The sequence below is a fragment of the Sulfuricaulis sp. genome (assembly GCF_041499725.1).
In the GTDB taxonomy this organism is placed as follows: domain Bacteria; phylum Pseudomonadota; class Gammaproteobacteria; order Acidiferrobacterales; family Sulfurifustaceae; genus Sulfuricaulis.
The window spans coordinates 1-11,158 of sequence record NZ_JBGQKW010000087.1 but is presented as its reverse complement, the minus strand read 5'-3'; the positions used below and the strand labels follow the sequence as shown (position 1 = coordinate 11,158).

Sequence of the window (11,158 nt, the reverse complement as noted above, 5' to 3'; positions counted from 1 at the left end):
GCAACGCAAATAGGACAGGTCGAACGGGGTAACCATTTACGCGCTCTCCGGTGGTTCACGGAGCAGGACCAGTCAATCCGCAAGCACGTAACTGGAAGGATGGGGTCAGAAGCGGAACGCTCAGGGTAATGCCTGAGATATCCGGCTCGTTGCCGGAACGTCCAATACAGCGGACGGGCAGACGGACCCCAAGCGATGATCCTTGGTAGGTTTATGCAAACAGGAGAATGACCGTGACACAGAACGCAGCGATGCGTTCTGTCGGTACACGGGGAACATGGGAGCAACTCGATTGGAAATCTATTCGATTCCATGTTGCCCGACTCCAAGAGCGAATCTATCAGGCAGCGCGACGCGATGAGAGTGAGCGCATTCGGAAGCTCCAAAAGCTTCTGATGCGCTCGGAGGCGGCGAGGCTTCTCGCCGTCAGGCAGGTCACGCAGGACAACTCGGGCAAGACAACGCCCGGTGTTGACGGCGTGGCCGATCTTGCTCCTGAGGATCGGCTGAAATTAGCCGACACCCTCAGACTCCGGTACCGGGCTAACGCGGTTCGCCGCGTCTGGATTCCGAAGCCGGGCAAGCAAGAGAAACGACCCCTGGGTATCCCTACCCTGCGGGATCGGGCGACGCAGGCGCTGATGAAACTCGCGCTGGAACCGGAATGGGAGGCTCGCTTCGAGCCACACTCCTACGGTTTTCGGCCGGGACGCAGCGCCCACGATGCGATTGGAGCGATTTTCCATGCACTCAGCGGTAAGACCGCTTACGTGTTGGATGCCGATATCTCGGCATGCTTCGACCGCATCGACCACGCGGCACTGCTCGCCAAGCTTCAGCTAAAAGGCAAGATGCTCGGGCAAATCCGGGCCTGGCTCAAGGCGGGAGCAATGGACGGAGAAGTATACATGCCGGCGCACGGCGGGACGCCGCAGGGGGGAGTCATCTCACCCCTGCTCGCGAACATCGCCCTGCACGGTATGGAGACGGAGGTGAAGTCACGACTCCTGGAAGACCTGAGGCAGTTCAGTAAAGCCAAAGGTCAGAAATGCGGTCGGGATAGGATCCTTGCCTCCATGTCCATCATCCGGTACGCGGACGATTTCGTGGTCATCCACGAGTCGCTCGACATCGTGATGAAGGCTAGGCAGTGCATCGAGGAATGGCTGAAATCGGTAGGACTCGAACTGAAGCCTGAGAAGACGCGTGTCGTGCACACGAAGATGCCGTTGAAGGAAAACCCTCCGGGGTTCGACTTTCTCGGCTTTAGCGTGCGGCACTATGCGAAGAAATCGGGCGCGGGGCGGAAACTGCTGATCAAGCCTGCGAAGAATGGCATTCAGCGTCATCGGGGCAACCTTGCCGAGCTTCTCCGGTTGTTGAGAGGAGCCACGCAAGAGCAGGTGATCAAGGCGCTCAACCCCCGCATTCGGGGCTGGGCGAACTATTACCGGCATGTGGTCTCGAAGCAGGCCTTTTCGAAGCTGGACAACCAGCTTCACTGGGTCTTGCGCCGCTGGGCAAAGCGTCGACACCCGAACAAGTCGGGGGACTGGGCCTTCAATCGGTACTGGTCCTACCGTAAAACGCGCTGGGAGTTCAGGGACAAGCAATTGTCACTGCACCAGCACGCCGACACGGAAATTGTCCGGCATGTGAAGGTGATTGGCGATCGTTCGCCCTTCGACGGGGAGGCGGCCTACTGGTCCGAAAGAGCGGTACGGAACAGCCGGTCGCCGTTACGGGCTCGGCTCATAGCCAAGCAGGGAAACCGTTGTGTCTGGTGCCGGGGCATTCTGTACTGGAACGATCCGCAGGAAAAGCATCATTTGGACCGCGACAGACGGAATAACCGCCCGAGTAACCTCTGGCTGGTTCACCGGCATTGCCACGACGGTGTACATCGCGTCGAGTACGCCTGACAGCAAAAGCTGTTGGAAATACCGACAGAAACGCTGTTTTAGGTATATCCGGCTGGAAATTTTGGCCGGACGCTGATAAAGTCGCCACCCTTTAAAAGGTGGCGCAGGCATCAGCTGGGAGCCGTATGTGTGGAAACTCACACGTACGGTTCTAAGGCGGGCGGGAGGGGGCGACCCCTCCCGCCAAGCCACCCCGAAGCGTAACTGACAGCATACTGAGGTAAATATTGATGACCGTCCCCCGCGAGACCAAGGCAAAGGTCATGCAGGAATACCAGACTCACGATGGAGACACCGGTTCGCCGGAGGTCCAGGTTGCCCTGCTGTCCACCCAAATCGAAGAATTATCCGCTCACTTTCAGACACATCCCAAAGATCACCATTCGCGCATCGGTCTTCTGAAGATGGTCAACAAGCGCCGCCAGCTGCTCGAGTATCTGAAGAGCACCGACGGCGACCGCTATCGCGCGCTCATTGAGCGGCTCGGCCTGCGCAAGTAACGAAGCACATCGAGGACATAGTCTTGGCAAAAATTACCAAATCATTTCAGTACGGCAGTCACACCGTTACCCTGGAAACCGGCGAAATCGCCCGTCAGGCCAGCGGCGCATGTTTGGCCAGTATGGGCGAAACCATTGTGCTCGCGACCGCGGTGACGATGAAGGAACCAATGCCGGGCAAGGATTTCTTCCCCATGACGGTGGACTATCAGGAAAAAACCTTCGCCGCCGGCCGCATCCCGGGCGGGTTCTTCAAGCGCGAAGGCCGCCCCTCGGAAAAAGAAATTCTCACCTCGCGCCTCATCGACCGTCCCATCCGCCCGCTGTTTCCGGAAGGATTCACCAACGAAGTCCAGATAATCGCCACCGTGATCTCCGTGGATCCGGACATCGATGCGGATATCGTCGCCATGCTCGGCGCCTCCGCGGCGCTCAAGCTCTCGGGCGCTCCGTTCAACGGCCCCATCGGCGCGGCGCGCGTGGGCTACAAGGACGGCAAGTACCTGCTCAATCCGGGTAACAAGGAACTCGTCGACTCGCAGCTCAACCTCGTCGTCGCCGGTACCGCCAAGGCGGTGTTGATGGTGGAATCCGAGGCCAAGGAGCTGTCGGAAGAAATCATGCTCGGCGCCGTCATGTTTGGCCACGAGCAGATGCAGACGGCGATCAAGGCCATCAACGAACTCGTGAAAGACGCCGGTGTGCAAGCCTGGGCCTGGCAGCCGCCGGTCGAGGACAGCGCGCTCAAGAACACCCTGCAAACCGAATTCGGTCCACTCATCGCCGAGGGCTATCGCATTAAAGAGAAGGGCGCCCGTCAGGACCGCGTGGCCGAGATCCACGAGATGGCGGTCGGCAAACATGCCGCCGAAGGCGCACCCGCGGGCACGAAGGAAAAGGTACAGAAAATTATTGGTGATATCGAATACCGCACCGTTCGCGATCAGATTCTGTCAGGTGAGCCGCGCATCGACGGGCGCAACACGCGCACTGTGCGTCCCATCACCATTCGCACCGGCGTGTTGCCGCGTACCCACGGCTCGGCGCTGTTCACCCGCGGCGAGACCCAGGCGCTGGTCGTGACCACGCTCGGCACCGGCCGTGACGCGCAGATCATCGACGCGCTGGAAGGCGAACGCAAAGAACCGTTCATGCTGCATTACAACTTCCCGCCGTACTCGGTGGGTGAAGTTGGCCGCGTCGGCAGCCCCAAGCGCCGCGAGGTCGGTCACGGACGTCTGGCCAAGCGCGCCATGATTGCGGTACTGCCGGACATGGCGGTGTATCCCTATGTTCTGCGCATCGTGTCCGAAATCACCGAGTCCAACGGCTCCAGCTCCATGGCCAGCGTCTGCGGTGCCTCGCTGTCGATGATGGACGCCGGCGTGCCGATCAAGGCGCCGGTGGCGGGCGTCGCCATGGGCCTCATCAAGGAAGACAAGCGCTTCGCGGTGCTCACCGACATCATCGGCGACGAGGATCACCTCGGCGACATGGATTTCAAGGTAGCCGGCACCACGACCGGCGTGACCGCGCTGCAGATGGACATCAAAATCGAAGGCATCAACAAGGAAATCATGGATGCCGCCCTCAAGCAGGCCAAGGAAGGGCGTCTGCATATTCTCGGCGAGATGAGCAAGGTGATTTCCGCGCCGCGTGCCGAGCTTTCGGAATACGCACCGCGCATTATCGCCATCAAGATCAATCCGGAACGCATCCGCGACGTGATCGGCAAGGGTGGCTCGGTTATCCGCGCGTTGTGCGAGGAGACCGGCTGCACCATCGACATCGAGGACGACGGCACGGTCAAGATCGCCTCGGCCGACAACGCCGCGGCGCAGGAAGCGTGCCGGCGCGTCAAGCAGCTCACGGCGGATATCGAAGTCGGCATGATCTACGAGGGCAAGGTCGCCAAACTCATGGATTTCGGCGCCTTCGTCACCATCCTGCCCGGCAAGGACGGTCTGGTGCACATTTCGCAGATCTCGCGCGAGCGCGTCGAGAACGTTGGTGACAAACTAAAAGAAGGCGAAGTCGTCAGGGTCAAGGTGCTGGAAGTGGACAAACAGGGCCGCATCCGTTTGTCCATGAAGGCGCTGGAAGAAGAGTCTGTCTGAGCATTTCGCGCTTAAGCAGTTAAAAAAGGGAGCTTCGGCTCCCTTTTTTATGCTCGTTGTACCGGCAATTGAATCTGGCTAAGCTGGTAAACGGATTATTTTAGTTGTTGTCACAAACGAGCATTGATATGGCTCGTTTTGGTGGTAATGAATTCTCATCCTTCTCGGTTCCGCTGGTGTTCGATGGTCGCTACTTCGTCCTAGAGCCGGGCAACCCGGTGCTGCTCTCTGTTTTCATTGAGCGAGAAGGAAAGCCGATCTTTGAAGTGCTAAAGAATAAAGGTGTAAATAACCCGATAACCGATGTTGCGAGTAACGTAACAGGCGTACTCACGGTCACGGATAAGATGTCCGGCAAGTTTCTTTACAAGGTCCGCCCTGGGTCGGAAACAAGCATAGCATTCGGCAAGCTTGACGGTGGTGAAATCTCGGCGCGCGTCTCGGACCGCTCAATTCAAGTTGGCGGAATCACACTCGAAAATAATCAGTTCCATGGAGTAATGGCTGGTGTTGTGGTTCAAGCAAATGGTGCCGTTGGTATAGGTGCTCCAATTCCACCTACAGTTTTGAAGTTGCTGAAAAGTGCCAGCTAACCCGGCGTTGCACCCAATGCTCAATCTGCTGTGTGGTTTAGCGCGGTAGCAAGCGTAGGGCGCGTATCACGCGCCGATCAAATATAATCCCTGCATGCCGAACTACCGGCGCACCAATATTGACGGTGGAACGTATTTCTTTACTGTCAACACGCTGAGCCGCCAAACCTTCCTGCTGGATGACGATGTCCGAACGGCATTGCGGGAAGGCATTGCGTTGGTGAGGCAATCCCATTCTTTCACCGTCAACGCTTGGGTGCTGCTACCAGATCATCTGCATTGTATCTGGACATTGCCGCCTAATGACCGTGATTTCTCGACGCGTTGGCGGGTCATCAAACGCACCGTAACGCAACTCTGCGGCGCCCGTCTGAATCGTCCTGATCTCATGACTGTTCAACGCAGGCAACGCAAACAAAGCACGCTCTGGCAGCATCGCTACTGGGAACATCTGATACGGGATGAACACGATTATCGACGTCATGTCGATTATATCCACTGGAATCCAGTCAAACACGGTTATGTCGGGCGGGCAGGTGACTGGTCTTATTCAACGTTCCATCGGCATGTGGCGCAAGGTATTTATCCGCCTGATTGGGGAATCAGTGTAGCGATAACCGATGGTAGTGATTTTGGTGAATTGGAGTAATAATTTGGCGCGTGATACGCGCCTTACGTTTGCCGCGTACCGTTGATATGAAAGAATGCCCGTGAAACAAAGAAAAATCTTATTGGCGGTGTTGATAATGGTCGGAGCCTGCTTTGCAGCCACTATAGCTGTTAATGCCCGCGAAACGGAGGAACACGCCATGTCATTGACCATCACATCTTCTGCATTCCGTCACAACGCGGATATTCCCGCGCGCTACACCTGCGACGACGAGGATATGTCGCCGCCGCTGTCGTGGACCGGCGTGCCGGCCGGCGCCAAGAGTCTGGTTTTGATCGTGGACGATCCCGACGCGCCGGACCCGAAGGCGCCGAAGATGACCTGGGTTCACTGGGTGTTGTACAACCTGCCACCGGGCACGACGAGCCTTGCCGAAGACGCGGACGCAGAGGATCTGCCCAAAGGAACTCTCGAAGGCATCAATGACTGGAAACGCACCGGTTACGGCGGCCCTTGTCCGCCGGTCGGCCGCCATCGTTATTTCCACAAAATTTATGCGCTGGATACGATGCTGCCCAACCAGAATCATCCGACCAAGGCCAAGCTCGAAAAAGCCATGCACGGCCACATCCTCGCGCAGGCCGAACTCATCGGCGGATACCAGCGCAAGCGCTGAACCGCCGGGCAATTCAGGCTTTACATTTCCGCTGCGCCTCCGTTAGCCTAGGCGGCAAGCTATGCCTGAACCGGATTCAAATAGAACAACAAGGATGTCCTGGAGAATTTCCCTCCGACCGTTTCGCCGGTGGCTGTTCAGCAGCCTGTGCCTAATCACGCTCAGCGCCTGCGGCACAGTGCCGAACCGTCCCGCAGATGACGCCGCGCCCGGTTCCGCCTCCCAAGCTGGTACGGGTGCCGGTCAGGCCGACGCGCAAGGTGCTATTGAAGATCGCGACAACACGCACGACCCGCTTGAGGGGTTCAACCGCGCCATGTATACCTTCAACGACAAGTTCGACAGATACCTGCTCAAGCCGGTCGCCAAAGGCTACCGCGCGATCACGCCCAAGCCAGTGCGCAAGAGTGTGTCGAACTTTTTCAGCAACCTGCATGAACCGATGGTGATGCTGAACAACCTGTTGCAGGGCAAGCCGGCGCAGGCCGCCTCGGATCTGGGCCGCCTGCTCGTGAACTCCACCGGCGGGATCGTGGGCCTGTTCGACGTCGCGACCAAACTGGGGCTGCCGAGGCACAACGAAGATTTCGGGCAGACCCTGGCGGTGTGGGGCGTGGGCGACGGGCCTTACCTGGTGCTGCCGTTCTTCGGGCCGAGCAATATGCGCGACGGCCCGGCGCTGGTGGTGGACTGGGAAACCTATCCGCCGAATCATATGAAAGATAGCGGCACGCGCGACAAGATGTACGTAGTAGAGGTGATCGACAAGCGCGCGCAACTGCTCGACGCTTCCGACATTCTGGAACAGGCGGCGGGACAGGATCCTTATATATTCGTGCGCGAAGCCTCGCGCCAGAGTCGCCGCAACCAGATTTACGACGGCAACCCGCCGCAGGCAGCGCCGCCGCCGGGACTGTTCGAGGATGACACTCCGGCGCCGGCGCCGCGCCCCGGGAACGGCGCGACTCAATCGAGATAGTCGTAACCCAAGAGTGTCAGAAACTGCGGCAACGGTTCGGTGCTGATGAACCGGTCGAACAGTTTCGCGGCGAGTTCGTATTTGCCGGCAGCGTATGTTCTTCCCCCAAGCAAAGTCCGCACGCGCTGGAGCTCTTCCGGAATCAGCCGGCGCGCCAGGTTGAGCGTGACTTTGCGTCCGTCGGCGAGCACGCCCTTGGGACTGTGTATCCAGTGCCACGTCTGCGAGCACGAGATTTCCGCGGTGGCGGCGTCTTCCATGAGGTTGCGAATCTGCACGCAGCCGGTGCCGGCCAGCCACGCTCCCAGGTATTCGATGCCGACGCCGATGTCGTAGCGCAACCCGGCTTCCGTGATCGGTGCTTGCGGCGAGAATGCCAGCAGGTCGGCGGCGCTCACGTGCACGTCGTCGCGTTTTCGATGTATCTGGTTCGGCGTGGGCATGAGCCGGTCGAAAACCTCCTTTGCCAGCGACACCAGACCCGGGTGCGCCACCCAGGTACCGTCGTGGCCGTCATGGGCCTCGCGCTCCTTGTCGGTGCGCACCTTGGCGAGCGCGGCTTCGTTCGCCGCCGGATCGGTTTTGATCGGTATCTGTGCCGCCATGCCGCCCATCGCATGTGTGTTGCGCCGGTGGCATGTTTGTATCAGAAGCTGCGAATACGCGCGCATGAACGGCGCGGTCATCGTGACCAGTCCGCGGTCAGCGAGGATGAATTCCGGATCGAGGCTGAATTTCTTGATGGCGCTGAACAGATAATCCCAGCGGCCGCAGTTGAGTCCGGCCGAGTGATCGCGCAGCTCGTACAGCATTTCGTCCATCTCGAAGGCGGCGAGGATGGTCTCGATCAGCACCGTCGCCTTGATCGTGCCGCGCGGAATCTTCAGCCGTTGCTGCGCCCACACGAACACCTCGTTCCACAAGCGAGCTTCGAGATGGCTTTCCATCTTGGGCAGATAGAAATAGGGCGCCGTGCCGCTCTCGATCAGCACCTTGGCGTTGTGAAAGAAGTACAACCCGAAATCGAAGAGACTGGCCGAGACCGCCTTCCCGTCGACCAGCACGTGTTTCTCGACCAGATGCCAGCCACGCGGGCGGACGAACAAAACCGCCGTGGAGTTATTCAGCCGGTATTGTTTTCCCTCCGGGCTGTCGAAGCTGATCGTGCGCCGGACGGCATCGCGCAGGTTGATCTGCCCGCGAATCAGGTTATCCCAGGTCGGGGTCAGCGAATCCTCGAAGTCGGCGAGGAACACGTTGGCGCTGGAATTGAGCGCGTTGATGATCATCTTGCGGTCGACCGGGCCCGTGATCTCCACGCGCCGGTCCGCCAGTTCCGCTGGCACGGGCGCGATGGTCCAGTTGCCCTCGCGCACGGATCGGGTTTCACTCAGGAAATCCGGGCGCACGCCACGGTCGAGCTCAGCCTGTCGCTGCGTACGCCGCGCCAGCAGTTGCTTCCGTTCGGGTTCGAAGGCGCGTGCCAGGCCGGCGATGAAACCGAGCGCCTCCGGGGTCAGGATGCTTGCATAATCAGCGGGTACCTCGGCCCGGAGAGTCATGCCTGCGGGGATGGATGAAGACGCGGTCATATCTCGCCCCTCTGTGAAGCTGGTGAGTTGGTCTTCTGTGTTTTATCTGCCTGTAAGGCCTTATTTGCAAGCCTGATCGGATGCTTGGCCCTCCGGCCCTGGCGGCAGCGGCTGGGCGATGGATCAAACCCGTGTTTATGGCACTTTATTTGGCGCAGGTCCCTAAATAACAGCGGATTTTCCGGCCTGGCCCCTTCATTTCCCCCGGTATCAAGGGTAAAATCGCGCCCTTTCGCAAACCTTGCAGGGCCTTGTCCGTCGGACCGGGTCTTAAACGCAAAGAGGAAGCACGAATGGTGACAATACGTCTGGCCCGTGGCGGCGCGAACAAGCGCCCTTATTACCGCATCATCGTCGCGGACCGTCGCCGCGCGCTCAACGGCAACAACATCGAACGCATCGGATTCTACAACCCCCTGGCGTCCGCCAAGGAACAGAAGTTCCACGTCGACATGGCGCGCGTGGAGTTCTGGTTGAGCAAGGGGGCCAAGCCGACTGAACGCGTGGCGCAGCTGCTGAAGCAGGCCACCGCCTCCTGACGTCACATGGCCGATCCGTCACGCCCTGACGGTTTGGTGCTTTTCGGCCGGATCAGCGGCCTCTTCGGTGTGCAGGGTTGGGTCAAGGTGTTCTCCTACGCACGCCCGCGCGAAGCCATCATCGGTTATTCGCCCTGGCTCGTGAAAATCGGCGGTGATTGGCGCGAGATCGTGGTCGAAGAAGGGCGCGCGCAGGGCAAGGGTGTTGTCGCCAGGCTGGCCGGCTACGCCGATCGCGATCAGGCCAGCGCTCTCGTCGGCGCCGAAATCGCGATCCGGCTAGCGAAGCTGCCGCCGCTGAAGAAAGGCGAATATTACTGGGCGCAGCTCGTCGGGCTTGAGGTGGTGAATCTCGCCGGCGAGAAATTCGGAAAGGTGGACTACCTGTTCGATACCGGCGCGAACGACGTGATGGTGGTGCGCAACGGACGCGAGCGATTGCTTCCGGCAACAAAGCAAGTCATTCGCGAAGTGGATCTCGAAGCAGGGGTCATCCGGGTGGACTGGGACGCGGAGTTTTAGAATGCTGAAAAAGTCCTTCCATGGCCTTTTTCAGCCAGCAAAGCAAAAAGCGTGGTTTTTGCTTTGCTGCATTTTTCAAACATGTGAACCGTGTTTGAAAAATGACGGTACGTCCATATACCGTACCGCAGGCCGGCGAAAAAGTTTTTCACCGGCCTGCTAGAGCCAATGAGAATTGACGTCATCAGTCTGTTTCCGCCGATGTTCGAGGCCGTAACCGGTTACGGCATCACCGGGCGGGCGATCAAGAACGGATTGCTGAGCTTGCGGGTGTGGAACCCGCGCGATTACACGGAAGACCGGCATCGCAGCGTGGATGACCGGCCTTACGGCGGCGGTCCGGGGATGGTGATGATGATCGAGCCGCTGGCGCGTGCCATCAAATTGGCGCGCGGCGAGCAGGCAAAAGGCGCGAAGGTGATTTACCTTTCGCCGCAGGGACGGCGGTTGGACCACGCGGGCGTGCTGGAGATGTCCAGGCACGAAGGAATGATTCTCCTCGCGGGACGCTATGAAGGCATCGACGAGCGCTTGCTCGAGAGCGAAGTGGACGAGGAATGGTCGATCGGCGATTATGTCCTCTCCGGCGGTGAACTCGCGGCGATGGTTGTCATTGACGCCATTGCGCGCCAGCTTCCCGGCGCGCTCGGCGACGAGGATTCGGCGCAGCAGGATTCCTTCGTGGAGGGCCTGCTCGATTGCGGGCACTACACCCGGCCGGAAGACTACGCGGGGCGCAAGGTGCCGGAAGTGTTGTTGTCCGGCGACCATGCCAAGATCCGCCGCTGGCGGCTGAAGCAGTCGCTGGGACGGACGTGGTTGCGGCGACCGGATTTGCTGGAACGGCTGCCCTTGAACAACGAGCAAAAACAGCTGCTGGAAGAATTCCGGCAGGAACATCTTAAAGTGTCAGGAGTCGAAAAATGAGCAAGATCATGCAAGAGCTGGAAATGCGGATGATGGCGGACAAGAAAGTTCCGGAGTTCGCGCCGGGCGATACGGTCACCGTGCACGTGAAGGTGCAGGAAGGCGAGCGCGAGCGTCTCCAGGCCTTCGAGGGCATGGTCATCGCCCGCCGCAACAGCGGCTACAACTCCTCGTTCACGGT

Annotated in this window: 12 protein-coding genes; 11 read left to right on the top strand and 1 reads right to left on the bottom strand. The window is 59.3% G+C overall.

Going from position 1 to position 11,158, the window contains the following annotated elements; translation table 11 throughout:
* The first annotated feature begins 233 nt into the window (after positions 1-233).
* The 7 genes from ltrA (at position 234) to ACC569_RS12320 (ending at position 7,397) form a co-directional block, all read left to right on the top strand.
* Positions 234-1,922: a group II intron reverse transcriptase/maturase gene (ltrA, locus tag ACC569_RS12350; RefSeq protein ID WP_372523838.1), complete on the top strand. Its 1,689-nt coding sequence runs from the start codon at positions 234-236 to the stop codon at positions 1,920-1,922.
* 230 nt (positions 1,923-2,152) lie between these two features.
* Positions 2,153-2,422, top strand: a complete 270-nt coding sequence (gene rpsO / locus ACC569_RS12345; protein WP_372523837.1) for a 30S ribosomal protein S15 — start codon at positions 2,153-2,155, stop codon at positions 2,420-2,422.
* Between the two features lie 23 nt (positions 2,423-2,445).
* The gene (gene pnp, locus ACC569_RS12340) at positions 2,446-4,539 is read left to right on the top strand and encodes a polyribonucleotide nucleotidyltransferase (RefSeq protein WP_372523836.1); all 2,094 of its coding nucleotides are present in this window, start codon (positions 2,446-2,448) and stop codon (positions 4,537-4,539) included.
* 128 nt (positions 4,540-4,667) lie between these two features.
* The gene (locus ACC569_RS12335; protein WP_372523835.1) at positions 4,668-5,132 is read left to right on the top strand and encodes a hypothetical protein; all 465 of its coding nucleotides are present in this window, start codon (positions 4,668-4,670) and stop codon (positions 5,130-5,132) included.
* 94 nt (positions 5,133-5,226) lie between these two features.
* Positions 5,227-5,781: a transposase gene (locus ACC569_RS12330; protein ID WP_372523834.1), complete on the top strand. Its 555-nt coding sequence runs from the start codon at positions 5,227-5,229 to the stop codon at positions 5,779-5,781.
* A 160-nt stretch (positions 5,782-5,941) separates the two neighbouring features.
* Entirely contained in the window at positions 5,942-6,418 is a 477-nt protein-coding gene (locus tag ACC569_RS12325; RefSeq protein ID WP_372523833.1) for a YbhB/YbcL family Raf kinase inhibitor-like protein, read from the top strand.
* Positions 6,419-6,512: 94 nt separating this feature from the next.
* Positions 6,513-7,397 carry a VacJ family lipoprotein gene (locus ACC569_RS12320; protein ID WP_372523832.1) on the top strand — a complete coding sequence of 295 codons (885 nt, stop codon included), beginning with the start codon at positions 6,513-6,515 and terminating at the stop codon, positions 7,395-7,397.
* Here the strand turns inward: ACC569_RS12320 and aceB are convergent.
* Entirely contained in the window at positions 7,385-8,989 is a 1,605-nt protein-coding gene (gene aceB / locus ACC569_RS12315) for a malate synthase A (RefSeq protein ID WP_372523831.1), read from the bottom strand. The two genes, ACC569_RS12320 and aceB, sit on opposite strands and share 13 nt — an antisense overlap.
* A 293-nt stretch (positions 8,990-9,282) precedes the next feature.
* Here aceB and rpsP point away from each other — a divergent pair, with 293 nt between their 5' ends.
* From rpsP to ACC569_RS12295, 4 genes are all read left to right on the top strand, one after another.
* A complete protein-coding gene (gene rpsP / locus ACC569_RS12310; protein ID WP_372523830.1) occupies positions 9,283-9,528 on the top strand; it encodes a 30S ribosomal protein S16 in 246 nt (81 codons plus the stop codon).
* Positions 9,529-9,534: 6 nt separating this feature from the next.
* Positions 9,535-10,050 (top strand): ribosome maturation factor RimM, encoded by a 516-nt coding sequence (gene rimM, locus ACC569_RS12305; protein WP_372523829.1) that lies wholly within the window; start codon positions 9,535-9,537, stop codon positions 10,048-10,050.
* Positions 10,051-10,218: 168 nt separating this feature from the next.
* Positions 10,219-10,977: a tRNA (guanosine(37)-N1)-methyltransferase TrmD gene (gene trmD / locus ACC569_RS12300; protein ID WP_372523828.1), complete on the top strand. Its 759-nt coding sequence runs from the start codon at positions 10,219-10,221 to the stop codon at positions 10,975-10,977.
* On the top strand, positions 10,974-11,158 hold a 185-nt coding region (locus ACC569_RS12295; protein WP_372523827.1), incomplete at its 3' end, for a 50S ribosomal protein L19. The genes trmD and ACC569_RS12295, both read left to right, overlap by 4 nt.

Coding starts and splice junctions, on each gene's coding strand:
- rpsO (WP_372523837.1), top strand. CDS start 2,153: ATGACCGTCCCCCGCGAGACCAAGGCAAAGGTCATGCAGGAATACCAG.
- ACC569_RS12335 (WP_372523835.1), top strand. CDS start 4,668: ATGGCTCGTTTTGGTGGTAATGAATTCTCATCCTTCTCGGTTCCGCTG.
- ACC569_RS12330 (WP_372523834.1), top strand. CDS start 5,227: ATGCCGAACTACCGGCGCACCAATATTGACGGTGGAACGTATTTCTTT.
- ACC569_RS12325 (WP_372523833.1), top strand. CDS start 5,942: ATGTCATTGACCATCACATCTTCTGCATTCCGTCACAACGCGGATATT.
- ACC569_RS12320 (WP_372523832.1), top strand. CDS start 6,513: ATGTCCTGGAGAATTTCCCTCCGACCGTTTCGCCGGTGGCTGTTCAGC.
- aceB (WP_372523831.1), bottom strand. CDS start 8,989: ATGACCGCGTCTTCATCCATCCCCGCAGGCATGACTCTCCGGGCCGAG.
- rpsP (WP_372523830.1), top strand. CDS start 9,283: ATGGTGACAATACGTCTGGCCCGTGGCGGCGCGAACAAGCGCCCTTAT.
- rimM (WP_372523829.1), top strand. CDS start 9,535: ATGGCCGATCCGTCACGCCCTGACGGTTTGGTGCTTTTCGGCCGGATC.
- trmD (WP_372523828.1), top strand. CDS start 10,219: ATGAGAATTGACGTCATCAGTCTGTTTCCGCCGATGTTCGAGGCCGTA.